Origin of the sequence: Actinomadura vinacea (genome assembly GCF_039532545.1) — a bacterium.
GTDB classification, from domain to species: Bacteria; Actinomycetota; Actinomycetes; order Streptosporangiales; family Streptosporangiaceae; genus Spirillospora; species Spirillospora vinacea.
This window is the reverse complement of record NZ_BAAARW010000020.1, coordinates 495880-521567: the sequence shown is the minus strand read 5'-3', so window position 1 is coordinate 521567 and position 25688 is coordinate 495880. Positions and strand designations below refer to the sequence as shown.

Below are 25688 nucleotides of genomic sequence, written 5' to 3'. Positions count from 1 at the left end.
TCAACCCCTCAATTGCGGCCAGATCGACAGGTTTCTGGCGCGTTACGGCGCGTTCTCACTGTTGACAGGCGAGGGATCCGAAGGCACTGTGTCACTTCACATAGTGAAACGCGTCCCGAAAAAGCACGGTGTGAACTCCACGCGGTCGCACCGTCGCCGAACGGAAGGGCCTCTCTCATGCCCTTGACCTCAGTGCCTCAAGCGTCAGCCCGCACGGCTCACCACGGCACGTCCCCACCGACATCCCGCCGGCGCCGACGATGGAAACAGGCCGCCCTGTTCCTCGCCGTCCCCGCGCTCGTGGTGATGCTCGTCTTCTTCGTGGTGCCCGCGCTGCGACTGCTGTGGCTTTCGGTGACCAGCCCCGAACCGGGGCCGGGCAACTACACCGCGATCGTCACCGACGACGTCGCCGTCACGGTGGTGCTGCGCACCCTCGGCATGGCCGCGATCGTGACCGTGGTCTGCCTGCTCATCGCCTATCCCTACGCCTACCTGATGACCATCGCGTCGGGGCGATGGCGGGCCGTCCTGCTCGGCATCGTGCTCATCCCGTTCTGGACCTCGCTCATGGCACGCACCTTCGCCTGGGTCGTCCTGCTGCAGGACAGCGGTGTCGTCAACCGGCTGCTCGGCGCGCTCGGGTTCGGTTCGGTGCGGCTGCTGGGCACCACGGGCGGAGTCACGATGGCCATGGCGCAGGTGATGCTCCCGTTCGTCGTCCTGCCCATCTACACGACCCTGCGCGGCATCGACCGCCGGCTCGTCGACGCGGCGCTGTCCCTGGGCGCGCGGCCGGTGTCGGCGTTCCTGCGCGTCTACCTGCCGCTCTCGTTCCCCGGCGTCGCGGCCGGCGCCACCCTGGTGATGGTGCTGTCGCTCGGCTTCTACGTGACGCCCTCGCTCATCGGGTCGCCGCAGCAGTCGATGCTGTCGCAGTTCATCTCCGTGCAGGTCAACCAGCTGGTGAACTTCGGCGGCGCGGGAGCGCTGGCCGTGGTGCTGCTCGCGGTGACCCTGGTGCTCGTCGGCGGCGTCCAGTTCGCCACCCGGACCAGGGGCGGCCGGCGCGCGGCGGGCGCCGGACTGGCGGGAGGAACGCTCGCATGAGCACCGGAAAAGGCCTGCGCCGTGCGCTGATCGCGCTCGGTGTCCTGGTCGGCGCCTGGCTCGTCGTGCCGACCCTGGTCGTCATACCGATCAGCTTCTCCGGCCAGGACACCTTCGCCTTCCCGCCGAGTTCGTGGAGCCTGCGGCACTACGTCTCCTTCTTCACCGAGCCGAGCTGGCTCACCTCGCTGCTGGTGTCGCTGCAGCTCGCCCTGATCGTCACGGCGATCGCCACGGTGCTCGGCACCATGGCGGCGTTCGCGCTCGCGCGCACCCGATTCCCCGGCAAGGGCGCGATCGACGGCCTGTTCCTCGCGCCGCTGATCGTGCCCGGCATCGTGGTCGCCGTCGCGATGTACGCCGCGTTCCTGGGCTGGGGCCTGATCGGCACCCCGACCGGCTTCATCATCGCGCACACCGTGCTGGCCCTGCCCTTCGTCACCGTCAACGTGACCGCCGCCCTGACCGGCTTCGACGGGACGCTGGAGAAGGCGTCGGCCAGCCTCGGCGCCACGCCCTGGACGACCTTCCGATCCGTGACGTTCCCGCTGATCAGACCCGGGATCATGGCCGGTGCGCTGTTCGCCTTCGTCACATCGTTCGACGAGGTGGTGGTCTCCCTGTTCATCCAGTCCCCGAACTTGCAGACGCTCCCGGTCCGCATGTTCACCTCGGTCACCAACGAAGTCGACCCCACCATCGCGGCGGCGTCCAGCGTTGTGCTGGTGGTCTCCACGAGCCTGCTGGGGCTCGCCGGCCTCACGAGGAGGAAGCGCGGCCATGGCTGACCCCGCAAGCGATTCATCCGCAGGCGCCCGGATCGAGGCCGAGGCACTCACCAAGATCTTCCGAGGAGCCGCCGGGCCGGCCGTCGACGGTGTCGACCTCGCCATCCACGCCGGCGAGTTCATGACGCTGCTGGGCCCCAGCGGCTCGGGCAAGACGACGACGCTCAACATGATCGCCGGCTTCGAGGAGGTGACATCGGGCCGGATCCTGCTCGACGGGTCCGACCTGGTGCGGCTCCCGTCATACCGCCGCAACCTCGGCATGGTCTTCCAGAACTACGCCCTGTTCCCGCACATGACCGCGGCGGACAACATCGCCTTCCCGCTGAGGCAGCGCAAGGTGGGGAAGAAGGAGATCGCACGGCGGGTGGGCGACGCCCTCGAACTCGTCCACCTGGGCGAACACGGGAACCGGCTGCCGTCGCAGCTCTCGGGCGGCCAGCAGCAGCGCGTCGCACTGGCCCGCGCCGTGGTCTTCGCCCCGCGCGCCCTGCTCCTGGACGAGCCGCTGGGCGCGCTCGACAAGAAGCTGCGCGAGTCTCTGCAACTGGAGATCGCACGGCTGCACCGGGAACTGGGGATCACCTTCGTGTTCGTCACCCACGACCAGGAGGAGGCGCTCGCCCTGTCCGACCGGATCGCGGTCTTCCGCAACGGCCGGATCGAGCAGGTGGGGACTCCCGCCGAGCTCTACGAGACACCGGCGTCCCACTTCGTGGCGACATTCCTGGGCGACTCCAACATATTCACCGGGCAGGTCCGGGGAGGTCTCGTCGACACCGGCTGGTGCGAACTGCACGCCCGAGCCGCCGCGGACACCGACGGCACCGGGCCGGTCGCGCTGGTCGTGCGACCCGAGCGTCTGCGCCTGGGAAAACCCGGCGGGCCCGGGGCGAACGTTCTGTCGGCGACCGTCACGCACGTCGTGTACCAGGGCGCCTTCCGCAGGGTGTTCGTCCGCTTCGACGGAGGCGTGACCGGTCAGATCCGCGACACCGCGACCGGCGAAGGCCGCACCGTCGCCGCCGGCGAGCGGGTCGAGGTCCACTGGGCGGCGGACGCGGGGATCCTCGTGCCGGACGACGCGACGGCCGGACACGACCCGCAGGCCCTGGCCGTGACGTCATGATCGCGGGCGACATCGGCTCCGCCCGCGCCTCGGTGGCCGCGGCCGGCCGCCGGATGGTCGACGACGGACTGGTGCTGGGAACGGCGGGCAACATCAGCCTGCGGGTCGGGGACCTGCTCGCGATCTCGCCCTCCGGCATCCCCTATCACCTCGTCGAGGCCGAGGACGTCTGTGTCGTCGACCTGTCCGGCGAACCCCTCCCGGGCCTCGACACCCCGCGGCCGTCCTCGGAGATGCCGATGCACCTGTCGATCTATGCCGACACCGGCGCCACCGCCGTGGTCCACCATCACGGCCTGCACAGCACGGCCGTCTCCGCGGTGCTCGACGAACTGCCGCCCATCCACTACTACGCGCTGCAGCTCGGCGGACCGACCCGTGTCGCGCCGTACGCGACCTTCGGCACGGCCGAGCTCGCCCGGTCGGTCCGCGCGGCACTCGCGGACCGGACGGCGGCGCTGATGCAGAACCACGGCGCCGTCGCTTACGGCGACACCCTCGACTCGGCCTACGACCGGGCGCGCCTCCTGGAATGGTTGTGCACGCTCCACATCCGCGCGAACGGACTCGGGAGCCCGCGCGTCCTCTCCACGGAGGAACTCGCCGACGTGACGCGGCGCAAGTCCGAGAGGGCCTCGCGATGAAGCCGAAGGTGGTCTGCATCGGCGCGCACATCCTCGATGTGCTCGGCCACCCGGTCACCGACATTCCGCCCGGCCAGGGCAGGCGAACCCTTGAACAGATCAGGGTGACGGCGGCCGGAACCGCGGGCGGCACGGCCATGGACCTGGCGAAGCTGGGCGCCGAGGTGACGAGCATCGGACCGGTGGGCGACGACGCGGCCGGCCGGATGCTGCTCGGCCTCCTGTCGGAGCAGGGCGTGGGCACCGGTCGCATGGCTCACCGGCCGGGCAGGGCCACACCCGCCACGATCCTGCCGATCAGGCCGAACGGTGAGCGGCCCTCGCTCCACGCCCCGGGGGCGATGGACACCCTCACCGCCGACGACGTCGATTGGCGCGGGGTCGCGGAGGCGGACGTGCTCCACATCGGCGGCCCGGACGCCCTCGGTGCCTTCACCGTCGACGTGCTCCCCGAACTCCTCCGGTTCGCCAGGGAGCACGACACGGTCACGACGATGGACCTGCTCAGAACCGCGGTCACCCCCGAACTGGCCGAGGCATTGCGCCCGTCGTGGACATATACCGACCATTTTCTGCCGAATGACGACCAGATCCGAGCGATCACGGGACTGGACGATGTGCGCGCGGCGGCGAACGCCGTTCGAGAACGCGGCGTCGGCACGGTCGTCGTCACGCTGGGAGGTGCGGGGTCGATGCTCGTCGGCGACGGCGTCACCGAGCAGATCCCCGCGTTCGACGTCCCGGTGATCGACACGACCGGTTGCGGCGATGGATACTGTGCCGGATTCATCATCGGGCTGTGCCGCGGCTGGAACACCTCCACCGCGGCCCGCCTCGGTACGGCCGCGGCGGCGCTGGTCGCTCAGGGACTAGGCTCGGACGCCGGAATCGTCGATCTTCCAGGAACGATCGAGTTCTGGTCGCAGCGAGCGGGCGGTGATGTTCCCCCTCGAACCCCGCCCGCACGGAGAAGTGGATAGGAGGCGGAGCGATGGCCGAGAAGGCCGACGGAACGGGCGAGCCGGTCCGTGTCCTGGTGAAGGCGATGGCCGTGCTCGAGCTGCTCGCCGAGGCGCCCGACGAGCTGAGCCTCAGTGAGATAGCCGGGCGGCTCGACCTCAACAAGAGCACCTGCCACCGCATTCTGACCACGCTCGCGGCCGGTGATTTCGTGGAGCGCCCTTCACCGGGCTCGTACCGGCTGGGCATCGGCGCGTTCCGGATCGGCAGCGCCATGGCGCGCCGGCTCAACCTGCGCGACCGCGTACTGCCGGCGATGCGCGAACTGTTCCGGGCCACCGGCGAGACCGTTTTCCTGCTGGTGCTGAGGGAACACGAAGCGGTCTGCATCGAGCGACTCGACGGGCGCTACGCCGCGACGCACACGCTGCGGGTCGGCGGGACGCTGCCCCTGCACCTGGGAGCCGGACCACAGCTGCTCCTGGCCTTTCTTCCCGACGAGGAAGCCGCAAGCCGCATCCGCCGCATCTCACCCCAACCCAACGAATCCCAACTCCGTGAGCACATCCGGCGGATCCGCCACGAGGGTTATTCGATCGGCTGTGACGACGTCGAGCCCGGTGTGACCGCACTGAGCGTCCCCCTCCGAGACCACGTGGGCGACGTCGTCGCGGCACTGAGCATCAGCGGCCTGACGGCACATCTCCCCGAATCCGAGAGAGACCACCATTTGCGGCTGCTTAGGAACGCCGCGACCGAGGCCTCCCGGGCACTCGGATGGCGGGACCCCGTTCCGGAACGACCTGCGATGTGACCGCGGCGAACCCTCCGGGCCTGGGTAGGGGTCAACTCCACTCCGGCTGGGCATCGGCGGTCTCTACCGGTGCTGGGGGTTGTGCGTTTCGCGGGTGGCGGCTGTGACGGCGAGTGCGGCGAAGGCCAGGGCGGCGAAGGCCGCGAATCCCATGGTGTAGCCGGATTCGGTGGGAAGCGCCTTGCCCGCGGGGGTGCGGGCGGCGAGGATCGCCGCGGCGGTCTGCGCTCCGACGGCACCGCCGACGGTGCGCACGATCGTGTTGATCGCGGTGGCGACGCCGGTCTGGTGGACCGGGGCGGCCTGGACGATCACGATGCCGATCGCGGCGAAGGCCAGACCGTATCCGGCGCCGAGTAGCAGGCCGGTGAGGTAGAAGTCGGCGATGCGCCCATGGGCGGCGGCGAGGACGGCGAGCGAAACGGCGGCGCACACGATGCCGGTCCGGAGGGGCAGGAGGGCGCCGCGGCTTCGGCCGAGTCGTGCGGCGGCCGGGCCGGCGATCACCATGACCAGGGCGACCGGCAGCATCGTGAGCCCGGCCTGTGACGGCGATGCGCCGAGACCGTGGGCGGCGGCGGGAGTCTGTACCAACCGCGGGACCAGCGTGATCGCGCCGAACATCGCCACGGCGAGGACGAACGTGGCCAGGTTCGCAGCGGCCGGTCCCCGGTGGCGCAGCAGGCGCAGGTCCACCAGCGGCTCGTCCGCGCGCAGCTCCGCGGCGGTGAAAGCGGCCAGCAGGAGCGCGCTCGCGCCGAACAGGGCGGCGGCCGGGCCCCAGCCCCAGGACCTCGCCTGGCTGATCGCCAGCAGGAGGCAGATCAGGCCGCCCGACAGCAGGAACGCTCCGGCGAGGTCGACGCGTCCGCCTTGGCCGGGCCGGTCGGCGGGCAGGACGGGTGCGGCGGCCAGGGCGATCCCGGCCAGGACGAGCGTGCCCCAGAACAGCCACGGTGTGCCGAGCGTGTCGGTGATCGGCCCGGCGGCCACCATGCCCGCCGCGCCGCCGATCCCGAGCATGGCGCTCAGCAGCGCGATGACCCCGGGGAGGCGAGCGGGTGCGAGGCCGGCCCTGGCGATGCCGAAGGCCAGTGGGAAGACGCCTCCCGCGACGCCCTGCAGTGCCCGTCCGGCGATCAGCCCGCCGAAGAAGCCGGCCTCGGTGGCCAGCGCGCACATCAGGGTGCCCGCGGTGAAACAGCCCAGGCAGGCCACCAGCACCCGGCGGTAGCCGAACAGGTCGCCCAGCCGTCCGGCGATGGGTGTCGCCACCGTGCCGGCGAGCATGAAGGCGGTCAGCGCCCATGTCGCGTCGGCGGGGGGCACCGCGAGGTCGCGGGCGAAGGCCGGCAGAGCCACGATCACGATGGTCTGCGCCGAGCTCGCCGCCAGCGCGGCCGTCAGCAGTGCCGCGACCAGCAGACCATCCGTTCGCGGACGGGACGGTACCAACACGGCCTCCTCAGATTAAGTTAGGTAAACCTAAGTCTTGAGGACAAGTGTCCGCAAGTGCGTCGCGGCTACTGTTCGTCTCGTGAACCCGTCCATCGAGCGATCCGAGTCCGGCCGTCGCGCCTGGGGGAGTCTCAGCCGCGCGCAGATCGTCGAAGCCGCGCTGCGGATCGCCCGGACCGAGGGAATGCGGGCGCTGACCATCCGCCGGCTGGCCGCCGACCTCCACGCGTCACGGATGAGCCTGTACCGGCACGTCGCCGATAAGGACGCGCTGGTGGACCTGGTCATGGACGCCATCGCCGCGCACGAGTTCGTCCCGCCCGGCCTGGACGACAAGCCGTGGCCCGAGCGGCTGCGGCTGCTGGCCGAGGGCATCCGTCGAGAACTGTCCGCCTATCCCGGCCTGGCGGAGATCATGGCGACCCGCGTCCACCACGGCCCCGGCGCGCTGCGCACCGTCGAGACGACCCTGCAGATCTTCTCCGAGGCCGGGCTGGACGAGCGCCAGGCCGCGCTCTACTACATGGTCTTCCTGGACCTCGTGCTGGGACGGACCCACCGGGAGTTGCACGGCGACCCGGCCACACTGCACCGCAACGCCAGCCTGGACGTCCCGGTCCGCGAGGAGTATCCGCGGCTCCACGCCGTCGAGACGCACCTCGGCGCCGTCACCGCCGACCAGATCTTCGACGCCGAACTCGACATGCTCATCCATGCCATCGACTCCGCCGCCGAAACCAACTGAGACCGGTCACCTGGACGAATGTTCGTCCAGGCCGCGCCTGGGCCGCACCGGCGGCCTGGAAGTCCTCGTGCCGGGTCGATCACGACACGGTCATCATGACCAAGTAACCGCCCGCGGGATACGGAACGGTCCTTGGTGCGTGTTGAAGAACCGGTGTCTCGCTGCGTGGGCGGCCGGGTATGTACACGATCTTCTTCGCGCTGGTCAGCGGGTCGTCAGCAACAGCGCAGGGGGAGGTGGTCGATGCTCGGCCACAGTGTGGTGTCGATTTCGGGGAAGTCGCGCAGGAGCTGGGTGATGTCGGGTGCAATTGCCCGGCAGAATGCCTCGCGGGTGGCCTGGTTGAGTTCGGGTTTGGGAAACGATGGGCCGACCTGGCGGCGGGCCGCGAGGTCCGGCTGCCAGGCTTCGGGCTCCACCCCCAGGAACTCGAAAGTGCGCCGCGCCTGCCCTTGCGGGTCGGCGACGCACTGTTCGTACTGCAGTACCAGGATTTGCTCTCGAGGAAAACTGTCCTGCAGTCTGTGCAGTTGCTGTCCATACAGCGCGTGGTGGAATTGGTGGTTGATGGCAGTGGCCGGGTGCTGGTGCGGGGACAAGGCCCGGTGGAATCCCAGGGCCGAGGCCAGTCGCTCCAGCGGATCGCGCAGCAGTACCAGCAGCTTGGCTTGTGCGGCGACGGCCTTGAGCATCGGCGGTGTCCACCAGTCGTAGATGTATCGCGGCGTCCACTCACCAGCGATCGTGTGGTCTGGGCGAGGGAAGTAGCGGTGATAGTCGGCGGGGTTGATGTCTTCGACCGCGCCGAAGTGGTTGAAGAAGTCGATCTCCTTGGCGCGGTAGATCTGCCGTTGCTGTGTACGCGGGTCGTGGGAGCGGGGCTGAGCGGCTGCTTGCGCCTCGCGGGGAGAGACGATGGCGGGGTGTCCGGTCAGCAAGGTCCACCACCAGGTGGTTCCTGACTTCATGGTTCCGACTCCCACGAAGTCAGGTGGTGCGATGCGCCATCCGGGTGGTACGGCCGGCGGTGGTGAGGGCTCTGTGATCCGTTCGAAGACACCCGGCGAGGGCTGTGGCTCATCGTTGTGTTGACGTGGCCGCGTTGCTCCCACGCGTCCCTCCCATGATCATCGCGCTAGGTGTCCGACTACGGCCTGGGATATTGGGCGGCGCGAGCTACTCTTCCCCGAAGAGGTACTGATTGATCTCGGCCGGACGAGAGCTTTCCGGGACTGTTTCTGTGTAATAGTTCATTGCGGCCACGATCCGGATGTCGTCATTGTTCTTGAGGAAGCGGACGTAGTGCGGATTATCGCTCCCGCGGAAGAAAAGTGCATGCCCGGCGACCGGAATAATGGTTGAGCAGTCCGCATCGACCTCCGCGGCACTTCGGGCTTCTGGGTTGTGCCCGATGACCAGTTCTCCGCCGGCCTGCCGTGGGTGGTCCGTCAGGAACAGCAGGCCTTCGACCGGGTTGGAGTCTACGTGGCACTCCAGCCGCATGTCGGTGCCGATGGCCACGTTGAGGACGACGCCGTAGCGTACGTCTTCGGCGGGGGACACCGGCTCACCGGCGAGGTGTTCTGCCATATCCAGGAAGGTCGTGCGGTAGAGCTTGTCCAACCAGGGAAGTTCATCCCGCACGGCAGTCCCCGGCACCCGGCCGCGTCGCAGTTTGCCAACGTCATCGGATTCTCGGGAGGTCGAAGCCCGGCCCCTGTCCAGGTGCCTGACACGCGACAATGTCACAGACCGTACCTGGTCCTCCCAGTCATCCGGCAGTAGGGTTCGCGTGTCATGGCCGTGCCAGAAGAATTTGTCCACGGAACCCAGTCCCCTTCAATTCGGTTATATCACGAGCAGCGACCAATCAAGCCTATGCGGCATCTTGGGTGAATGGGATGTCTACTGTCAAGTGCGTGGCCGGAATGCCTGGATCACGGGTTCGCGAACGATAATGACAGCAGCAATTGACCGGCTACCGCCTCGTCGCCAGGTTGATCTGCTTGCCGCTGACGGTCGAGGTCGCGATATCTGGATCGGCAGCCTGCTGGGCCGGCGGCTCGGCGCCGCCGCCCCCCGCCATGCGGGTCAGCGGGCTGTACGCGTGTCGCTTAGCTCGCGTAGAGCGAGCCGAGCACCACGATCGCCGCGAGGAGCGTCACCACGATGAGAACCCGTCCGACGGGGTTCCTCCAGTTGAAGACGTAGTTGTTTGCGCCCCACTTGGAGCGGACGAAGACCGGCTCGCCTGGATCGTCTCTCATCCAAAGATCCTAAACATCCAGCGCGGCGAGCAGCGACCCGCAGGTGTGCCGGGTCCCGTGCACCCGAGTAGACCCGAGGTCCGGCTGGAGCCGGGGCCTCCACGCCGCTAGACCCGTTTGATCGCCTCGGTCGGGCGCCGGAACTCCGACCGGCGTAGGAGGAACCAAGGCCCGTGCGGATCCTTGCTGTCGCGGATCAGGACGGTCCGGGGCGCCGAGGCCACCTCGACGCAGTGCCCGCCGTTCTCCGAACTGCGCGTGGCTTTGTGTCACTGCACCTTGCTCAGTCCATTCCTTCTCCTGGGGACGCTGTCCCCTGAGAGATGGTGGCGAGATAGCACACAGAGAAGGCGTTCTCCGAGGGCTGTCGACAATTGCGGGCATCTGCGACGCATGGGGTGTACGGCCGGTGGAAGGGGGTGGGAAATTCGTTTGGGCGCGGCTCAGACTCTGATTATTTCTTGCTCGGCAGCCGCACAGAGACCGCCTGCGCCGCCTGGACGGCCAGTGCCTGGGCCTGCTCGACCGTCGTCGTCCCTGGGGTCGCGTAGTTGAGCGTCACGCTGCCGGAGAAGCCGTCCCGGTGGAAGAAGACCGTGGCGTAGGAGGCCGGCTGCCCGGTGGGCGGTGTGCGGGCGAACGCGAAGGCGCCGAGGTCGGCATTGAGAAGGTTGGCGCGGCGACGTTCGGTGTACTTCTTGCCGTCGTTGTATTGCGGACGATCGGCTTCTCCAGCACGCGAGTGATCCGGCGGTCGAGGTCCGAACGCGACGAGTCCATGCCGGGCTCCTGGGGAGGGGAATCGGATCATAGGAGGCCGGTGGTGGGGCGCGCCAGGTCACGGCTCAGGGCGGGGGCCAGGGCCAGGGTTACGGCTATGGAGGCGGCGGCCATGACCGCCATGCCGGTCGCGGGGGAGGTGTGTTCGGCGACAGTTCCGGCCAGGGCGGCGCCTACGCCCTGCATGGCCAGCATGCCGGACGAGTGCAGGCCGAGTGCCTGGCCCTGTGACTCGGCGGGCGTCAGGGCCATCAGCCGTTCCTGTAGGAGCAGCGTGGCCGAGTAGCCGATCGAGGCTATGAACACGGCCGCGGCGGCGATGGGGAGGGTGGGGTTGAGCAGGAAGACCAGGTACGGGACGTTGAGCAGGAGTCGCAGGAAGGGGCCGAGGCGTTCCCGCCAGAGCGGCGGGAGGAACCGTCCGGTGACGGTGTCGCCGACGAGCATTCCCAGCGCGGCGATTGAAAGCAGAACGCCCGCGTTCTGCGGCGTGTACGGGACGAACAGCGCCTCGCAGCCGACGATCAGCCCGTTCGGCACCCACAGGGCGATGTAGACGTACCGGCGGGGTGGGGACGACCAAAGTGCCGCGTTGGTCCGCCACGTCGCGGCGATCGACGGCCGTCCGGCGGCGCGCGGCGGGCGCGGGGAGAGGCCGAGGCGGGCGATGGCCGCGGCGGTGAGGTAGAGGCCGGCGCCGGTGAGCAGGGTGCCGCGCGGGGAGAGCGCGGCGACGAGTGCGGCGCCGAGCGCGAAGCCGCAGATCTGGACGGTTCCGGCGGTCATGTTGAGCACCGAGCGGCCGATCAGGAAGCCGTCCCTGGGGAGGATCTCGCTGAGCAGGCCGTACCGGACCGCGCCGCCGACGGATGCGACCAGCCCGAGCGCGAGCACGACCAGGACCCCGGCCCAGCCGGGCAGGCCGGGGACAGCGAGCGCGGCGGTGCCGGCGGCGGAGGCCACGGCCAGGGCGGTGGTGGCCGCGCGCGGCGGGAGCCGGTCGGCGGACGACAGCAGGGTGGCCGCGCCGATCACCTGGACCAGGGACTGGCCGAACATGCTGAGCGCCGACAGCAGCGGCGATCCGGTGGCCTGGTAGACGAGGGTGCCGAGGGCGAGCCCGCTGACGGTCATGGCGGCGACCTGGGCGCCGGCGGTCGCGAACAGCGGGGTGAACTCGGGGGAGCGGAACAGCTCCCGGTAGGTGCGCATGCCCGGAGTGTCCTGAGGGCGGGGATCGCGCCGTTAATGTTTCGCGAGGGGGCGAAACATATGGGTTTCTGGCAGGTCGATTCGGACACGCTGGCGCGGAGCCGGTTCGTGATCTCGCCGCTCGCGGAGACGGTGGCGTGCCTGAAGGCCCTGGAGCGGGGGACCGACGCCCATCCGGGCGACTGGGTGGGGACGCGTCTGCCCGCGTACCGGGAGCGGCTGGCCGCCGACCCGATCACCGCGCTGATCGTCAAGGCGGCGCTGGGACGGCGCTGGAACGCCGACTTTCTCACTCCGCCGCCGTCGGGTGAGGCCGAGCCGACGTTCCATGAGGAGCTGGAGCGCGTCCTGGAGACGCCGCCGGAGGTGTGCCGCGCGCATCTGGTGATGGCGCTGGAGCGTCCGCTGCCCGATCGGCTGCGGCGGCACGACATCGCCGAGCGCGCCGCCGGCCTGTTGGAGTGGATCTGGACGGAGACGGTGCTGCCGGACTGGCCGCGCCGCCGCCGCATCCTAGAGGCCGATATCGTCGCGCGGACCCGTGGGATGGGCCGGGACGGCTGGGCTGCGGTGCTGGACGATCTGCGCCCGGGGACGCGCTGGCTCGGCGGGGGCCGGTTGCAGATCAACGTGCATGACTACCCGCCCAGGGATATCTCCGGCTCGCGGCTGTTCCTCGTCCCGGTCACGCCGCGCTTCGGCTGGGTGGCGTGGGACGAGCCGTGCCGGTACGCCGTCGTGTACCCATGCGCGGGCGTGCTGGCCGAGGCAGGACGGGCGGCGGCGCCCGCAGCGCTGGGACGGCTGCTGGGCGCCGGGCGTGCGACCGTCCTGGTCCTGCTGGAGGAGCCCAAGAGCACGACGCAGCTGGTGGCGCTGACCGGGCAGGCGTTGGGGTCGGTGGGCCGCCATCTCAAGGTGCTGCTGGACGCAGGACTGGTGGGACGGCGGCGTGCCGGGAGGTCGGTCCTCTACTACCGCACGGACGCGGGCGATGTCCTGGTCCGGGCAGGTAGTTGTTGACGCCCGCTCACGTGTTCTGGGACGACACCTTGCGGCGCGGCGCACGTCCACGCGGGGCGGGGGCAGAGTGGCGCGTGCGCTCGCCGCGCGGCTTCCGCTTGCGGGGGGAGGTGTTCCCGCTCCCGGACGGCTTGGCGGGGGCGGCGGCGACGGGGGCGGCGGAGGGCGTGCGGGCTCCGGTGATCCGGGCCAGTTCCGCGTCGCCGGGACGGATCCGGGTGGTGCGCGGCCTGATCCCGGCGGCCGTCATCAGGCGGTCCATGTCGCGGCGCTGCTCCGGCAGCACGAGGGTGACGACCGTCCCGGACTGTCCGGCGCGGGCGGTGCGCCCGCCGCGGTGCAGGTAGTCCTTGTGGTCGGCGGGCGGGTCGACGTTGACGACCAGGTCGAGGTCGTCGACGTGGATGCCGCGTGCGGCGACGTTGGTGGCGACCAGCACGGTCAGCGTCCCGGACCGGAAGCCCTCCAGCGCGCGGTTGCGCTGGGACTGCGACTTGCCGCCGTGCAGCGCCGCGGCCTGGACGCCCCGGGCGGTCAGCTTGCGGGTGAGCCGGTCGGCGGCGTGCTTCTTGCCCACGAACATGATCACTCGGCCGTCGCGGGCGGCGATGCTCGCGGTCGTGTCGTGCTTGTCGTCCTCGGTGACGTGCAGCAGGTGGTGCTCCATCGTGGTGACCGCGCCGGCGGGCGGGTCGACCGAGTGCGTGACCGGGGCGTGCAGGAAGCGGCGGACCAGCCGGTCGACGTCGCGGTCCAGGGTCGCGGAGAACAGCATCCGCTGCCCGTCGCCGGGCACCTGGTCGAGCAGCCTGGTGACCTGGGGCAGGAAGCCCATGTCGGCCATCTGGTCGGCCTCGTCCAGGACGGTGACGGCGACCCGGCCCAGCCGGCAGTCGCCGCGTTCGATCAGGTCGGTGAGGCGGCCGGGCGTGGCGACCACGATCTCGGCGCCGCGCCGCAGCGCGCTCGCCTGGCGGTTGACCGACAGCCCGCCGACGACGGTCGCCAGCCGCAGCCGCACGGCCTCGGCGTACGGGGTGAGCGCTTCGGTGACCTGCTGTGCCAGTTCACGGGTGGGGACCAGCACCAGGGCCAGCGGGCGGCCGGGCTCGGCGCGCCGGCCGGCGGTGCGGGCGAGCATGGCCAGCCCGAACGCGAGGGTCTTGCCCGAGCCGGTACGGCCGCGGCCGAGGACGTCGCGTCCCTGAAGCGCGTCGGGCAGGGTGGCCGCCTGGATGGGGAACGGCTCGGTGACTCCCTGGCGCGTCAGCGCCTTCAGGAGCGGGGAGGGGAGATCCAGGGCCGCGAAGGTCGCGGGTCGAACGTCAGCGGACAAGCGGAATGCCTTCCTCGGGCGGTACGTGTCGAGGAGTACTCCGCCGCCGGGCCCGGAGCGAACACGGGGCCGGACGAAAAGTCCTGCGAAGAGATCTCAAGAACGGACCATGGATGGAAACGGGCGGCGGCGGAGTCCCGGCGCGAGCACCGGGGCTCCGCCGCCACACGTGAGTCAGCGTGAACCTGTGCGGTTCAGCTTGGGTGAAGCGTGTGCGCCGGTCAGGCGGGGGTGATGTTCTCCGCCTGCAGGCCCTTCTGGCCCTGCGTGATGTCGAAGGACACCTTCTGGCCCTCCTGCAGCTCGCGGTAGCCGTTCCCGGCGATGTTGGAGAAGTGGGCGAAGACGTCGGCGCCGCCGCCGTCCTGCTCGATGAAGCCGAAGCCCTTTTCCGCGTTGAACCACTTAACGGTACCGGTGGCCATGTGCACTCCTTATGGGTCCTCCCGCCCCGCACCGTGCGGGATCGGGTAGCCGCGATCGAGCCCATCCGGAGAATCCAGATCAACAAAAAATGCGCCTGCGGAGAAACCGGCAGGCGCACACAAGTCATGGGAACCGCAACTGATGAGAACAGTACCACATGCCTTGCGCTGCTCACTTTTGGCGGGCGGCGAGCGCGTGAACGATGTCGGAAGTCGCGGGGTAGAGGGCGCGGTAGAGCTCGTACAGCTCGTCGTAGACGCGGACGCCCTCCTCGTCGGGTTCGACGGTGCCGGCGGGCGGGTTCCAGGCGCCCGGGTCGGAGATCAGGTCCGCCGCGCGGCCTGCCAGCAGGGCGTCCCCGTAGGCGGCGCCGATCGTGTACGTCGGGATGATCTGGGGGCGGCCCAGCACGTCGGAGACGATCCGCGGCCACAGGCTGCCCTTGGTGCCGCCGCCCACCGCGACCAGCCGCCGGGCCTCCTCGCCCGTCCCGGCGCCCGCCTCGCGCATCGCCTCCAGGTTGTGCCGGACGCCGTAGGCCGTCGCCTCCAGCGCCGCCCGGTAGAGGTGCGCGCGGCCGTGGCGCAGCGTCAGCCCGGCGACCACGCCGCGCGCGGCCGGGTCGAACAGCGGGGTCCGTTCGCCCGCGAAGTACGGCAGCATCAGCAGCCCTTCGGAGCCGCGCTCGATCCCCCGCGCCTCCTCGATCAGGTCGGCGTAAGGGCGTCCGGTGAGGTCGCTCAGCCAGGACGTGATCGCCCCGGACGTGGCCATCCCCGCGGCCAGGCAGTAGGTGCCCGGCTCGACCCCGGCGGTGCCCCACAGCGTGGGCCAGGTGCGGCGCGCGGCGAGCACCTGGACCAGGAACATCGTCGTCCCGTACATCAGCATCGTGTCGCCGGGCGCGGTCACGCCGACCGAGACGGCCTCGGCCCACGCGTCGACCGTCCCGGCGATCACCGGGATGCCCTCGGGCAGGCCGGTCGCGACGGCGGCGGTGGCGTGCACGGTCCCGGCGATCTCACCGGGCCAGAGCAGCGGCGGCAGCTCCAGGCCCGGTGCGATCTCCTCGGCCCAGTCCTCGATCCAGGCGTTGGCGGCGGCGTCGTACAGCGGGGTGCACTGGCTGGCCGAGTGGTGGTCGAGAACGTAGGCGCCGGTCAGCTCGTGCACAAGGTACGAGCTGGCCATGAACAGCCGCCGGGTCTTCGCCCAGACCTCCGGCTCGTGCCGCCGCAGCCAGGCCAGCTTGGGCCCGACCGCCTGTGAGGTGAGCGGCGAGCCGGCCCGGTCCAGGATCGTCCGGGCACCGTACCGCTCGGTCTGCTCGGCGATCTCGGTGACGGCGCGGGTGTCGACGCCGTACAGGATCGCCGGGCGCAGCGGCTCGCCGGACGCGGTGGCGGGCAGCGCGCACGGCCCGATCCCGCTCAGCCCGACCGCCGCGACCCGCGCGCCCGGGGCCGCCGCCGCGGGGGCGGCGAGCAGTTCCCGGGCGATCGCGGCGAAGTCGTCCCACCAGACCGTGCGGGCGTCGTGCTCGGCCCAGCCCGGGTGCGGGCTGGACACCGCGTGGTCGCGGGTCGCGGTCGCGACGACCTCGCCTCCGGGCGTGACCAGCACGCCCTTGGAGCCGGAGGTGCCGATGTCGACGCCGAGCAGCAGGTCCATGGTCCGTCCTTCGTGTGTCGCGGGGTGGCCGGGGGCGCGGCTAGTTCGCCTTTCCTGACATGTCGTACTGCTGGTAGAGCTGTTTGGCGTTCTCCTTGGTCACCTGGGTCGTGCCCAGTGTCTGCTTCTTGCCGACCTGCTTGCCCTGCTGGATCGCGGCGAGGGTGTCGACCGCCTCCTTGGCGCCGGTCGGGTAGACGAACGTGGTGGCGAGCTGCCCCTGCTGGACGGCGCGGATGCCGCCGTCCGGGATCGCCAGCCCGTCAATGCCGATGATCTTCAGCTGGCCCTGCCGGTTCTGCGCCCGCGCCGCCAGGTAGGCGCCCAGCGCCATCGGGTCGTTGTGCGCGTACACCAGATCGATCTTCTTATGCCGGGACAGCCACTGCTGCATGATCGGGACGGCGGCCTCCTTGAGCCACTTGGCCTCCCGCGCCTCGATCACCTTGATCTTGGAGTTGGCCTTGATCGCGTCGTTGAAGCCCTTGTTCCGGTCGATCTGCGGCTGGTTGGACAGCAGCCCGCGCAGCTCCACCACGTCGCCGCCGTCGGGCAGCTCCTTGACCGCCGCCTCCCCGGCCTTCTTCCCGATCTCGTAGTTGTCGCCGCCGATGAACGCGGTGTGGCAGTCGGTGTTGACGGTGCGGTCCAGGATGATCACCGGGATCCTGACCTGGCACGCCTGCTGCACCGCCGCGGTCAGCGGCGCCGGCTCGGTCGGCGAGACGATCAGCACGTCCACCCGCTGCTGGATGAACTGCTGCACCTGGCTCACCTGGGTGGCGCTGTTCTGCTTCGCGTCCGCGATCGGCAGCAGCTTGATCTTCGGATGGGCCTTCAGGTAGTGCTTCAGCTGCAGGTTCGTCTGGGCCCGGTACGGCTCGGCGTTGTTGGACTGCGAGTACCCGACGATGAACCGGCCGTCGTCGCGGTCGGCCGCGCTCGGCGCCTTGGACGCGCAGCCGCCGGCCGTCGCCAAGGCCAGCGCCGCCAGCGCGAGGGACGAGACCAGCCGGTGGGGGGTGGGTTTCATGGTTGTGCTCCTCCTCGGAATGCGCGGCCTCGGGGTCAGCCCCGGGCCTCGCCGCTCGGTGCCGTCGCCTCGCCGCCGCCGCGTCCCCGCCCGGCCAGCCGCCGCACCGGACGGCCCGCGCCCGTGAGGAAGCCGGGCCGCTGCAGGACGACGGCCACGACGACGATGAGCCCCTTGATGACCAGCTGCCAGTTGTCGCTGACCGCGTTCAGGCCGAGCACGTTGTCCAGCAGGGTCAGGATCAGCGCCCCGATGAACGTGCCGGCGATGGTGCCCTTGCCGCCCGCCAGGCTGGTCCCGCCGATCACCGCGGCGGCGATCGCGTCCAGCTCGTAGGACGTCCCCGCCTGCGGGTCGGCGGACGCGCTGTAGGCGGCGTCGATCGGCCCGGCGAACCCGGCGAGCATGCCCGACAGCGCGAACACCGCGATCGTCACGCCGGTCACGTTGATGCCCGACAGCCGCGCGGCGGTGGGGTTGCCGCCGACGGCGTAGACGTGCCGCCCGAACCGGGTCTTGGACAGGATGAGGTGGAAGACCACGCAGACGACGATCAGTGCCAGCACCGGGTAGTAGATCCCGGCCGAGCCCAGCAGCGGGAAGCCCTCCAGCACGTTGTTGCCCGGCGTCCCCAGGCTCGCGAACGCCTCCGAGTTGGGGCTCAGCTTGCCGTCCGAGCCGACGATCTGGGTGCCGACGCTGACGTTGTCGCTGATCTGCCGGTCCAGGCCGCGCGCGATCGACAGCATCGCCAGCGTCATGACGAACGACTGGATGCCCAGCCAGGTGGTGCCGATCCCGTTCAGCAGCCCGAACCCGGCGCCGACCAGCATGCACACCGGGACGATCTGCCACGGCGGCATGTCCTGGTGGACCAGCAGCATCGCCGCGGTCATCGAGCAGAAGCCCAGCACCGACCCGACCGACAGGTCGATCCCGGCGGTCAGGATGACCAGCGTGACGCCGACGGCCAGGATGCCCCGGGAGGAGAACGCGCCGATCGCGTTGGTCAGGTTCGTCTCGTTCAGGAACACGTCGCCCTTGGTGGCGATGCCCAGCGCGATGACGAGCAGCAGGCCGATGTACCCCTGCAGCGAGCCGATCGCCGGCAGCCTTCGCGCGCGCCCAGGACCGGGGTCCTTGCCGGACGGCGGATCGGCCTTGGAGGTGATGATGTCGGTCATTCGGTCGCGTCCTCAGATCGTTTCAGCACGGCCTCGCGGGACATCGCGGCGGCCAGGATCGCCTCCTGCGTGGCCGCCGGCCCGCGCGCCGGGTCGCGGTGGAGCTCGCCGGTGAGCCGGCCCTCGCACAGCACCAGGATCCGGTCGCACATCCCGATCAGCTCGGGCAGCTCCGACGACACCGCCAGGACGGCCGCGCCCTCCCCGGCCAGCCGGTTCATCAGCGCGTGGATCTCGGCCTTGGCGCCGACGTCGATGCCGCGCGTCGGCTCGTCCATCAGCAGCACCTTCGGCTCGGTGAGCAGGCACTTGCCGAGGACGACCTTCTGCTGGTTGCCGCCCGACAGGTGGCCGACGACCGCGTTCAGGCCGGGCGTCTTCACCCGCAGGTCGGTGACCTTCTCCTGGACGGCCGCGCGCTCCCGCTTCCGGTCGACGACCAGCCGGGTGAACCGGCCCAGCGCGGCCAGGCTGGTGTTGAACAGCACGGTGCCGTCCAGTACCAGGCTCTGCGCCTTGCGGTCCTCGGCGACCAGCGCCAGGCCGCGCCGGATCGCGTGCCGCGGCGTGCGCGGCCGGTACGGGCGGCCGTCCAGGGAGATCCGCCCGGACACGGTGCGCGGCGGATGCACCCCGAACAGCGCCTCCAGCACCTCGGTGCGGCCCGCGCCCATCAGCCCGGCCAGCCCCACGATCTCGCCCGCCCGGACGGTGAAGGCCACGTCGTGCAGCGGCGTCCGCCCGCTGCCCGGGTCGGGACGCAGCGTCAGGCCCTCGACCGTCAGCCGCGCCTCCTCGCCCTCGCGCTCGGACTCCGCGCGCGGGAACAGGTCGCCGAGCGGGCGGCCGACCATCATCCGGATCAGCTCGTCCCGCTCGACCCCGGCCATCTCCCGCCGCCCGATGCAGGTGCCGTCGCGCAGCACCGTGACCGAGTCGGCGATCTCCTCCAGTTCCTCGAACCGGTGCGAGATGTAGATGACCGCGACGCCGCGCGCGGCCAGATCCCGGATGACGGTGAACAGCCGCCGCACCTCGGCGTCGGCCAGCGCCGAGGTGGGCTCGTCCATGACCAGGATCCGCACGTCGCTGTTCAGCGCCTTGGCGACCTCGATCAGCTGCTGCTCGGCGATCCGGCACTGCCGGACGAGCCGCCGCGGCGGCAGCTTCAGGCCCAGCCCGGCCAGCAGCTCGACGGCCCGCGCGTCCATCGCCTTGCGGTCCAGCGTGCCGCGCCCGGTGCGCGGCTCGCGGCCGAGGAACAGGTTCTCGGCGATGGACAGCTCCGGCACCAGGTTCAGCTCCTGGTGGATCATCGCGATGCCGTGCCGCCGGGCGTCCTTGGGCGAGTGGACCGACACCGGCCCGCCCGCGACCTCGATCGTCCCGCCGTAGTCGGCGTGCACCCCGGCCAGGACGTTCATCAGCGTCGACTTGCCCGCGCCGTTCTCGCCGAGCAGCGCCGCGACCTCGCCCGCGCGCACGGTCAGCTCGACGTCCGACAGCGCCCGCACACCGGGAAAGTGCTTGGTGATGCCGCGCATCGCCAGCACGACCTCACCCGTCATGGCCCGCGTCCCCGAAACCGTCGAAGTCGACGCCGAGCAGGTCGCACACCGCGCGCAACTCCGCCACGTGCTCGCCCGGCACGGCGTGGATGTGGTTGGACCCGAACCGGGACAGGAACTCCTCCGCGGGGGCGCGCAGCCGGGCGAACGCGTGCGGCCACTCCAGCGTGGACTGCCTCATCATCGCGTCGTTGGTGGCGTCGTCGTACTGCTCGAAGTCACCGCGCATCACGTGCATCCGGTAGCGGCCGTCCAGCCGGGTCAGGCGCGCGAACGTGGCCCGGCCCGGCGCCGCGAGATGGTGCACCGACGCGCCGCCGGCCGGGAAGTAGAACACCTCCGGGTAGAAGCGCGTGCGGGCCAGGTTCTCGGCGGGGTCGTCACTGCGCGCCGCGTACCAGGTGGCGTGCTGGCCCGAGTTGCACAGGTCCCAGACGTCCTTGTCGGCGTGGTAGTGGCGCACGTCCGCGAACAGCACCGGATCGCCCGTCAGCAGCTTCAGGATCTGCATCGTCAGCGCGCCGTCCATGTCGGCCTCGGTCGCGGTGACGTGCGTCTCCTTGGGGCCGTCCCAGTCGTAGGGGTCGTTCAGGAAGGCCTCGGCGACGTCCATCGTGGCGAAATGGGTGGTCAGCTCGGGCTGGCCCTTGATACCGGAGAAGTCGAGGTTCCACTCCTCGATCAGCTCGCGCATCGCGTAGTACGAGCGGATCTGCCGTTCGAGCTTGTCCGGGGTGAGCCGGTCGCCGTCGTAGTGGACGTTGCCGAGCCGCTCCAGCCACTCGCGGCCCTTGGCGGCCCGCCCGGGGTCCACCAGCTCCGACCGGCGGACGATCTCCCACTGGTCGATCTCCTCGACGTCGACGCCGAAGGTGTCCATCCACTGGTCGGTGTTGGCGACGGCGGTGTACATGCCCATCGGCCGGCCGCCGATCCGGCCGAACGTCGACCCGCGCAACCGGCTCACGGCGGTCGCCGCCCTGATCTGTGTGAGCAGCCTGCGCCTCGTGCCGTCCTCGCCGACATCGCCCCAGACCCGCGAGTGCACCCGCCCGATCTGGTCGAGCGCGCCGCCGCCCGCCAGCATGCCGACCATTCCCGGATACTGCGGATCGATGTTGCCGACCAGCAGCAGCGGCCCCGGCGTGGAATCGGCCGCCAGCATCGTGAAGTGCGGGAACGCCCACACCGTATAGTGGAAGATCGTCAGATCGGGCCGCCGCGCCGCGATCCTCCGGGCCTCGGCGGTGGCCAGCTCGTTCGTCCAGACCGTCTCGGCCACCAGCACCTCGTGGCCGTCCGCGCGCAGGGTACCGGCCAGGTTCCCGGTGGCCCGATCGACGAAGTCCTGGACGTCGCGGGCCACGAAGTCCCGCCCGTCCGACATGGTGAGTAGTCCGATCCGCGCCACGCCGACTCCCCGCGCTGTAGTCTGAGAAAACGATTCCGAAATCGATTTCCCAGAAGCTAGATACGTGTGCGCGCTCTGTCAATACCCCGATACGGGATGATCTGGGGAGTGCACCGGGAGGGCAGAGGATGTCGTACGTCACGATCAGGGACGTCGCCCGCACGGCCGGCGTGTCCCCGGCGACGGTGTCGCGCGTGCTCAACGGCGACGACCGGGTCGCACCCGACCTGCGCGAACGCGTGCTGGCGACCGTCTCCTCACTCGGCTACCGGCCCAACCACCAGGCCCGCAACCTGCGCCGCCAGGCCACCACCGTGCTCGGCGTCATCATCTCCGACATCACCAACCCGTTCTTCACCTCGATGGTCCGCGGCGTCGAGGACGCCGCCAGCGAGGCGGGCTACTCGGTCGTCCTCGCCAACGCCGACGAGGACCCCGAGAAGGAACTGAGCTACCTGGAGGTCGCCGCCGCCGAGCAGATGGCGGGCGTGCTGGTTTCCCCGGCGTCCCACGAGACCCGCGTCGACCTCCTGACCGACCGCAACATCCCCGTCGTCACCGTCGACCGCTGGCTGCCCGCGGTCGAACTCGACCGCGTCACCGTCGACAACCACCGCGCCGCCAAGGACGCTACGCTCCACCTGGCCGAACAGGGCTGCCGCCGCATCGGCCTCGTCGCCGGCCGCCCCGGCACCACCACGGGCTCGTCCCGTCTCGCCGGCTACAAGGCCGGCCTCGAACAGGCGGGCCTCCCCCTGGACGAGAACCTCATCGTCAGCGGCGGCTTCCGCATCGAAGGCGGCCGCGAGGCGACCCGCCGCCTGCTCAACCTGCCGCACCCGCCCGACGGCCTCTTCGTCGCCAACAACCTGATGACCATCGGCACCATCGACACCCTCGACGAGGCCGGCCTGCGCTACCCCGACGACATCGCCCTGGTCGGCTTCGACGACATGGCCCCCATCCTCGGCCTCCGCTCGGCGATCACCACCGTCCGGCAGCCCACCTACGAGATCGGCCGCCGCGCCACCGACCTCCTCCTGCGCCGCGTCCGAGGCGAGGACTTCCCGAGCCGCCACATCGTCCTGCAGGCCGAACTGACCGTCCGGCAAAGCTCCCAGCGCGGGGGAAAGGACGCCGCGGCAGAACCCCCACCGGCCTGAGCACGTCCCGCTGGTGGGATCGGCGAGGCGACCCCAAGGGCTGGGGGCACCGCCGCGCCCACGACGATGAGTGACCGGATTGGCAAATGTTTTGCTAATCTCGAAAACATGGATGAGAGCAGGTCGAACGTGCCCGCCCCTGGTGAAGGGGCTGCCATCAGCGTGAGCGCTTCCCTCCACGAGGGCACGGTGGAGGCCGTCCGCGCCCGGGTGGGCAAGCGAGGCTTTTCCTCCTACGTCGAGGACGCCGTCCTGCGCCAGATCCGCCGCGACAATCTGCGGGAGCTCCTCGAGGAGCACACCGGCCAGTACGGTGAATTCACCCCGGAGGAGATGGCCGACGCACGCGCCGCGCTGCACGGAGCTGAGAAGGATCACCGGGGCAGTGCCGCGTGAGCATCCAGACCCTCGTGCTCGACTCGGAGGGGCTCTCGAAGGCGGTACGTGATGATCGCCAGGTCATGGCGATGCTGGAGCAGGCACGCCTCGATGATGCCGCGGTCGTCACCAGCGCCGTGACACTCGTCGAGGCCCGTGATCCCAAGACGCCTCAGCCCCGGTTCGACTGGGTCCTGTCCCGGATCGAGATCCTGCCGGTGACCGAACAGAGCGCACGTTTGGCTTCCAAGCTACTGGCCGGTGCGTCGCTGCACGGTCACAAATATGCGCTCGACGCGCTCGTGGCCGCCACCGCGCTACTCGCACCCGGCCCGGTGGCGATTCTCAGCAGCGATCCAGATGATCTGGCCATGCTCGTCCAGGGCCGGGTTCGCGTAGTCAAGGTCTGACGAGATCGCCCTGGCGTTACTTGTACCAGTCGTCGCCCTCGCCCGCGGCGCGGCGGCGGAGGTAGTCCTCCAGGGAGAGGGCGACGCGTTTGCGCTCGTCGGTCTCGTGGTCCCACACCCACACGTCGTCGGGCCGTCCCGCCGGGACGCGGACATAGGCGAACTGGTCGCCGCCGCCGTTGTCGCCGATGAACATCAGCTGGTCGAACGACATGTAGAGCCCGGCGAAGTCCTCGCTCGCGCGGAACTCCGCGTTCCGCTCGATGATCTCCCGCACCGGCCACACCACCCCGCACCCGTACTCGTCCAGGACGCCGCCGGTCTCCCGGAGCAGCTCGCGCAGCGCGTCCGGCACGGGCTGTCCGAGCCGGCGCTCGATCTCGTCGATCTCCGTGCCGGACGCGGGTGCGGAGAACCCCGCGTCGTCGTACAGCTCCTCGATCAGTTCTTTCCACATGGTCCGGCGATCATGCCAGCCGGTTGCGGGGGCCGTCTCGGCCTGCGACGATCTCCGGCCGCTCCCGACCCGAAAGGACGTCATGGACTCGCCGATCACCAACGGCTACTCCAACGCGATGCTCGAACACGCGACGCGGCACCTGGGGCCCGCGTCCGGGTTCCAGCCGCCGGTCGATGGTGAGGGCTTCGCCGTCGCCTTTCACCAGATCAACCCGCTCCAGAACACGGCGCTGACGCTGGGCGTCCCGTTCGAGCCGGGCGCGCGTGCGCGGATCGAGTTCGCCTGCTCCCTTCAGGCGGGCCAGGAATCGGAGGCCTACCACCTGGTGCGGCTCGTGGCCCGGTGGTTCCTGAGCGGCGACGACTCGGTCGACTTCGGCGAATGGATCCAGACGCCGCAGCCGATGATCCCCGACACGGCGATCCACGGCCTGCTGTTCGACTCCTACCCGCATGGGAACGAGACGAGGTTCTCGGTGTTCGACGGCGCCGTCTGGCCCGACGGCGCGGACATTCCGCTCCGGATCTTCGCGCTGATCCCGCTGACGCGGCCGGAGATCGAGGTTCTGGAGGACCCCGGCCAGGGCCGCGAGGCGCTCTGGAAGCGCTGGCGGGAGGAGGAGACCGAGATCTGGGACATCCACCGCACCGGCGCCGGCGGTTGAACGTCATGGTCAGAGGGCGAAGAGCAGGGCGGCGTTGACGAGCATGACCACGGCGGTCGCGAAGTGGACGCCGAACGCGGTCGCCTTGGGGCCTCCGTTGCGCAGGACGATCAGGGTGTCCCCGAGCGGGAGCAGGGCGGTGACCAGCATGAACCAGCCCGCGGCGCCGGGACCGGCGAAGGCCAGCAGGGCGAGGCCGAGCAGGCCGTAGCCGCCGTCCCGCAGGCCCTTGATCGTCAGGTAGGCGGCGTCCCCGTCCGGCTTGGCCGGGACGCCGTAGCCCGCTGCCGAGGCACGGGGGACGAGCAGGAAGCGGGCGCCGATGAGCACGAACAACAGGTTGAGGACGATGGCAAGGCCGTAGGCGGATGCGGTGAGCATGGTCCACTCCAATATCTAGCGCTGCTAGGAACGAGAACGAGGCTAGCAAAGCGTTGGCAGGAATGCTAGCGCTGCTAGGATTCAGTCATGTCGATACAGGCGCGCCGGGAGCGCGAGCGTGCGAAGCGGGAGAAGCTGATCATCACGGCGGCCCGGGAGCTGGCCGAGGCCGAGGGCTGGGAGGCGGTGACGACCCGGCGGCTGGCCGAGCGGGTCGAGTACAGCCAGCCGGTGCTCTACAGCCACTTCAAGAACAAGGGCGCGATCATGGTGGCCGTCGCGGTGGAAGGCTTCGCCGACCTGGCCGGGGAAATGCGCGCGGCCCGGGCGGCGGCGCCGGACGTCCGCCGTGCGCTCGCCGAGGTCGGCGCGGCCTACACCGCGTTCGCCGACCGGCATCCGGTTCTCTATGACGTGATGTTCAATCAGGCCGTCGATCTGCCGTTCGCCACCGCCGACGCCCCGGCTGCCTTGCACGCGGGCTTCGACGAGTTGGCCGAAGCCGTCAGCCCGCACGCGGGCGGCGACGACCTGGGTCTACTGACCGAGACCTTCTGGGCCGGGCTGCATGGCCTGGTGACGCTCACGCGCGGCGCCAGGCTCCCTCGCGAGGCCCACCAGCGCAGACTCGAACTCCTTCTGGCCCGCTTCACCCGCTAGCGACGAGCCACGC

At 70.3% G+C, this 25688-nt stretch carries 28 protein-coding genes and 1 pseudogene; 13 read left to right on the top strand and 16 right to left on the bottom strand.

What is annotated here, in order from left to right; genetic code table 11:
- Window positions 1-192: 192 nt before the first annotated feature.
- From ABD340_RS26780 to ABD340_RS26755, 6 genes are read left to right on the top strand one after another with little or no spacing between them, the layout of a single operon-like run.
- The gene (locus ABD340_RS26780; protein ID WP_344592537.1) at window positions 193-1110 is read left to right on the top strand and encodes an ABC transporter permease; all 918 of its coding nucleotides are present in this window, start codon (window positions 193-195) and stop codon (window positions 1108-1110) included.
- Window positions 1107-1898, top strand: a complete 792-nt coding sequence (locus tag ABD340_RS26775) for an ABC transporter permease (protein WP_344592535.1) — start codon at window positions 1107-1109, stop codon at window positions 1896-1898. Before ABD340_RS26780 ends, ABD340_RS26775 begins: the two co-directional genes overlap by 4 nt.
- A complete protein-coding gene (locus tag ABD340_RS26770; RefSeq protein ID WP_344592534.1) occupies window positions 1891-3027 on the top strand; it encodes an ABC transporter ATP-binding protein in 1137 nt (378 codons plus the stop codon). The genes ABD340_RS26775 and ABD340_RS26770 overlap by 8 nt, the downstream gene beginning before the upstream one ends.
- Window positions 3024-3671, top strand: a complete 648-nt coding sequence (locus ABD340_RS26765; protein WP_344592533.1) for a class II aldolase/adducin family protein — start codon at window positions 3024-3026, stop codon at window positions 3669-3671. Before ABD340_RS26770 ends, ABD340_RS26765 begins: the two co-directional genes overlap by 4 nt.
- Entirely contained in the window at window positions 3668-4651 is a 984-nt protein-coding gene (locus ABD340_RS26760) for a carbohydrate kinase family protein (RefSeq protein WP_344592532.1), read from the top strand. The genes ABD340_RS26765 and ABD340_RS26760 overlap by 4 nt, the downstream gene beginning before the upstream one ends.
- Before the next feature lie 11 nt (window positions 4652-4662).
- A complete protein-coding gene (locus tag ABD340_RS26755) occupies window positions 4663-5445 on the top strand; it encodes an IclR family transcriptional regulator (RefSeq protein WP_344592531.1) in 783 nt (260 codons plus the stop codon).
- 63 nt (window positions 5446-5508) lie between these two features.
- Here ABD340_RS26755 and ABD340_RS26750 read toward each other — a convergent pair whose 3' ends face one another.
- Window positions 5509-6903 (bottom strand): MFS transporter, encoded by a 1395-nt coding sequence (locus ABD340_RS26750; protein WP_344592530.1) that lies wholly within the window; start codon window positions 6901-6903, stop codon window positions 5509-5511.
- A 79-nt stretch (window positions 6904-6982) separates the two neighbouring features.
- Between ABD340_RS26750 and ABD340_RS26745 the strand changes: the two genes are divergently transcribed.
- Window positions 6983-7648 carry a TetR/AcrR family transcriptional regulator gene (locus tag ABD340_RS26745; protein WP_344592529.1) on the top strand — a complete coding sequence of 222 codons (666 nt, stop codon included), beginning with the start codon at window positions 6983-6985 and terminating at the stop codon, window positions 7646-7648.
- Window positions 7649-7863: 215 nt separating this feature from the next.
- On the opposite strand, the gene ABD340_RS26740 is transcribed toward ABD340_RS26745, so the two are convergent.
- The 6 genes and pseudogenes from ABD340_RS26740 to ABD340_RS26715 all read right to left on the bottom strand — a co-directional run bounded on the left by ABD340_RS26740 (window position 7864) and on the right by ABD340_RS26715 (window position 11907).
- On the bottom strand, window positions 7864-8631 hold the full coding sequence (locus ABD340_RS26740) for a sulfotransferase family protein (RefSeq protein ID WP_344592528.1): 768 nt from the start codon (window positions 8629-8631) through the stop codon (window positions 7864-7866).
- Window positions 8632-8824: 193 nt separating this feature from the next.
- Window positions 8825-9271 (bottom strand): 2OG-Fe(II) oxygenase, encoded by a 447-nt coding sequence (locus tag ABD340_RS26735; RefSeq protein ID WP_344592527.1) that lies wholly within the window; start codon window positions 9269-9271, stop codon window positions 8825-8827.
- Window positions 9272-9762: 491 nt separating this feature from the next.
- The gene (locus ABD340_RS26730) at window positions 9763-9915 is read right to left on the bottom strand and encodes a hypothetical protein (RefSeq protein ID WP_344592525.1); all 153 of its coding nucleotides are present in this window, start codon (window positions 9913-9915) and stop codon (window positions 9763-9765) included.
- 107 nt (window positions 9916-10022) lie between these two features.
- Window positions 10023-10172: pseudogene (locus ABD340_RS26725) on the bottom strand (DUF397 domain-containing protein); the annotation flags it as partial.
- A 197-nt stretch (window positions 10173-10369) separates the two neighbouring features.
- A complete protein-coding gene (locus tag ABD340_RS26720) occupies window positions 10370-10726 on the bottom strand; it encodes a hypothetical protein (RefSeq protein WP_344592524.1) in 357 nt (118 codons plus the stop codon).
- Entirely contained in the window at window positions 10723-11907 is a 1185-nt protein-coding gene (locus tag ABD340_RS26715) for an MFS transporter (protein WP_344592523.1), read from the bottom strand. Before ABD340_RS26715 ends, ABD340_RS26720 begins: the two co-directional genes overlap by 4 nt.
- 60 nt (window positions 11908-11967) lie before the next feature.
- On the opposite strand from ABD340_RS26715, the gene ABD340_RS26710 reads away from it, so the two are divergent.
- On the top strand, window positions 11968-12930 hold the full coding sequence (locus ABD340_RS26710) for an ArsR/SmtB family transcription factor (protein WP_344592522.1): 963 nt from the start codon (window positions 11968-11970) through the stop codon (window positions 12928-12930).
- 7 nt (window positions 12931-12937) lie between these two features.
- Here the strand turns inward: ABD340_RS26710 and ABD340_RS26705 are convergent, their stop codons facing one another.
- The 7 genes from ABD340_RS26705 to ABD340_RS26675 form a co-directional block, all read right to left on the bottom strand.
- Window positions 12938-14266: a DEAD/DEAH box helicase gene (locus ABD340_RS26705; protein WP_344592521.1), complete on the bottom strand. Its 1329-nt coding sequence runs from the start codon at window positions 14264-14266 to the stop codon at window positions 12938-12940.
- Between the two features lie 221 nt (window positions 14267-14487).
- On the bottom strand, window positions 14488-14691 hold the full coding sequence (locus tag ABD340_RS26700) for a cold-shock protein (RefSeq protein WP_344592520.1): 204 nt from the start codon (window positions 14689-14691) through the stop codon (window positions 14488-14490).
- A 172-nt stretch (window positions 14692-14863) separates the two neighbouring features.
- Entirely contained in the window at window positions 14864-16363 is a 1500-nt protein-coding gene (locus ABD340_RS26695) for an FGGY-family carbohydrate kinase (protein ID WP_344592518.1), read from the bottom strand.
- Between the two features lie 40 nt (window positions 16364-16403).
- A complete protein-coding gene (locus ABD340_RS26690; protein ID WP_344592517.1) occupies window positions 16404-17396 on the bottom strand; it encodes a substrate-binding domain-containing protein in 993 nt (330 codons plus the stop codon).
- 35 nt (window positions 17397-17431) lie between these two features.
- A complete protein-coding gene (locus tag ABD340_RS26685; RefSeq protein ID WP_344592516.1) occupies window positions 17432-18580 on the bottom strand; it encodes an ABC transporter permease in 1149 nt (382 codons plus the stop codon).
- On the bottom strand, window positions 18577-20148 hold the full coding sequence (locus tag ABD340_RS26680) for a sugar ABC transporter ATP-binding protein (protein ID WP_344592515.1): 1572 nt from the start codon (window positions 20146-20148) through the stop codon (window positions 18577-18579). The genes ABD340_RS26685 and ABD340_RS26680 overlap by 4 nt, the downstream gene beginning before the upstream one ends.
- Window positions 20138-21559 carry an L-fucose/L-arabinose isomerase family protein gene (locus ABD340_RS26675; RefSeq protein WP_344592514.1) on the bottom strand — a complete coding sequence of 474 codons (1422 nt, stop codon included), beginning with the start codon at window positions 21557-21559 and terminating at the stop codon, window positions 20138-20140. Before ABD340_RS26675 ends, ABD340_RS26680 begins: the two co-directional genes overlap by 11 nt.
- 128 nt (window positions 21560-21687) lie before the next feature.
- Here ABD340_RS26675 and ABD340_RS26670 point away from each other — a divergent pair, with 128 nt between their 5' ends.
- From ABD340_RS26670 to ABD340_RS26660, 3 genes are all read left to right on the top strand, one after another.
- Window positions 21688-22722 carry a LacI family DNA-binding transcriptional regulator gene (locus ABD340_RS26670; protein ID WP_344592512.1) on the top strand — a complete coding sequence of 345 codons (1035 nt, stop codon included), beginning with the start codon at window positions 21688-21690 and terminating at the stop codon, window positions 22720-22722.
- Window positions 22723-22884: 162 nt separating this feature from the next.
- A complete protein-coding gene (locus tag ABD340_RS26665; protein ID WP_344592510.1) occupies window positions 22885-23118 on the top strand; it encodes a hypothetical protein in 234 nt (77 codons plus the stop codon).
- Window positions 23115-23510 (top strand): PIN domain-containing protein, encoded by a 396-nt coding sequence (locus ABD340_RS26660; protein WP_344592508.1) that lies wholly within the window; start codon window positions 23115-23117, stop codon window positions 23508-23510. Before ABD340_RS26665 ends, ABD340_RS26660 begins: the two co-directional genes overlap by 4 nt.
- 16 nt (window positions 23511-23526) lie before the next feature.
- Here ABD340_RS26660 and ABD340_RS26655 read toward each other — a convergent pair whose 3' ends face one another.
- A complete protein-coding gene (locus tag ABD340_RS26655) occupies window positions 23527-23967 on the bottom strand; it encodes an SMI1/KNR4 family protein (protein ID WP_344592507.1) in 441 nt (146 codons plus the stop codon).
- 82 nt (window positions 23968-24049) lie between these two features.
- Here ABD340_RS26655 and ABD340_RS26650 point away from each other — a divergent pair, with 82 nt between their 5' ends.
- Window positions 24050-24634, top strand: coding sequence for a suppressor of fused domain protein (locus ABD340_RS26650; RefSeq protein ID WP_344592506.1), 585 nt, complete (start codon window positions 24050-24052; stop codon window positions 24632-24634).
- A 9-nt stretch (window positions 24635-24643) separates the two neighbouring features.
- On the opposite strand, the gene ABD340_RS26645 is transcribed toward ABD340_RS26650, so the two are convergent.
- Window positions 24644-25015 carry a DUF4267 domain-containing protein gene (locus ABD340_RS26645; RefSeq protein WP_344592505.1) on the bottom strand — a complete coding sequence of 124 codons (372 nt, stop codon included), beginning with the start codon at window positions 25013-25015 and terminating at the stop codon, window positions 24644-24646.
- A gap of 87 nt (window positions 25016-25102) precedes the next feature.
- Here ABD340_RS26645 and ABD340_RS26640 point away from each other — a divergent pair, with 87 nt between their 5' ends.
- Window positions 25103-25675 (top strand): TetR/AcrR family transcriptional regulator, encoded by a 573-nt coding sequence (locus ABD340_RS26640; RefSeq protein WP_344592504.1) that lies wholly within the window; start codon window positions 25103-25105, stop codon window positions 25673-25675.
- The last annotated feature ends 13 nt before the right edge of the window (window positions 25676-25688 follow it).

Bases quoted from the DNA above. Each gene is read 5' to 3' on its own strand.
- ABD340_RS26765 (WP_344592533.1), top strand. From the start codon at position 3,024: ATGATCGCGGGCGACATCGGCTCCGCCCGCGCCTCGGTGGCCGCGGCC.
- ABD340_RS26770 (WP_344592534.1), top strand. From the start codon at position 1,891: ATGGCTGACCCCGCAAGCGATTCATCCGCAGGCGCCCGGATCGAGGCC.
- ABD340_RS26645 (WP_344592505.1), bottom strand. From the start codon at position 25,015: ATGCTCACCGCATCCGCCTACGGCCTTGCCATCGTCCTCAACCTGTTG.
- ABD340_RS26720 (WP_344592524.1), bottom strand. From the start codon at position 10,726: ATGATCCGATTCCCCTCCCCAGGAGCCCGGCATGGACTCGTCGCGTTC.
- ABD340_RS26775 (WP_344592535.1), top strand. From the start codon at position 1,107: ATGAGCACCGGAAAAGGCCTGCGCCGTGCGCTGATCGCGCTCGGTGTC.
- ABD340_RS26700 (WP_344592520.1), bottom strand. From the start codon at position 14,691: ATGGCCACCGGTACCGTTAAGTGGTTCAACGCGGAAAAGGGCTTCGGC.
- ABD340_RS26710 (WP_344592522.1), top strand. From the start codon at position 11,968: ATGGGTTTCTGGCAGGTCGATTCGGACACGCTGGCGCGGAGCCGGTTC.
- ABD340_RS26760 (WP_344592532.1), top strand. From the start codon at position 3,668: ATGAAGCCGAAGGTGGTCTGCATCGGCGCGCACATCCTCGATGTGCTC.
- ABD340_RS26715 (WP_344592523.1), bottom strand. From the start codon at position 11,907: ATGCGCACCTACCGGGAGCTGTTCCGCTCCCCCGAGTTCACCCCGCTG.
- ABD340_RS26755 (WP_344592531.1), top strand. From the start codon at position 4,663: ATGGCCGAGAAGGCCGACGGAACGGGCGAGCCGGTCCGTGTCCTGGTG.
- ABD340_RS26655 (WP_344592507.1), bottom strand. From the start codon at position 23,967: ATGTGGAAAGAACTGATCGAGGAGCTGTACGACGACGCGGGGTTCTCC.
- ABD340_RS26685 (WP_344592516.1), bottom strand. From the start codon at position 18,580: ATGACCGACATCATCACCTCCAAGGCCGATCCGCCGTCCGGCAAGGAC.
- ABD340_RS26650 (WP_344592506.1), top strand. From the start codon at position 24,050: ATGGACTCGCCGATCACCAACGGCTACTCCAACGCGATGCTCGAACAC.
- ABD340_RS26640 (WP_344592504.1), top strand. From the start codon at position 25,103: ATGTCGATACAGGCGCGCCGGGAGCGCGAGCGTGCGAAGCGGGAGAAG.
- ABD340_RS26680 (WP_344592515.1), bottom strand. From the start codon at position 20,148: ATGACGGGTGAGGTCGTGCTGGCGATGCGCGGCATCACCAAGCACTTT.
- ABD340_RS26695 (WP_344592518.1), bottom strand. From the start codon at position 16,363: ATGGACCTGCTGCTCGGCGTCGACATCGGCACCTCCGGCTCCAAGGGC.
- ABD340_RS26690 (WP_344592517.1), bottom strand. From the start codon at position 17,396: ATGAAACCCACCCCCCACCGGCTGGTCTCGTCCCTCGCGCTGGCGGCG.
- ABD340_RS26670 (WP_344592512.1), top strand. From the start codon at position 21,688: ATGTCGTACGTCACGATCAGGGACGTCGCCCGCACGGCCGGCGTGTCC.
- ABD340_RS26730 (WP_344592525.1), bottom strand. From the start codon at position 9,915: ATGAGAGACGATCCAGGCGAGCCGGTCTTCGTCCGCTCCAAGTGGGGC.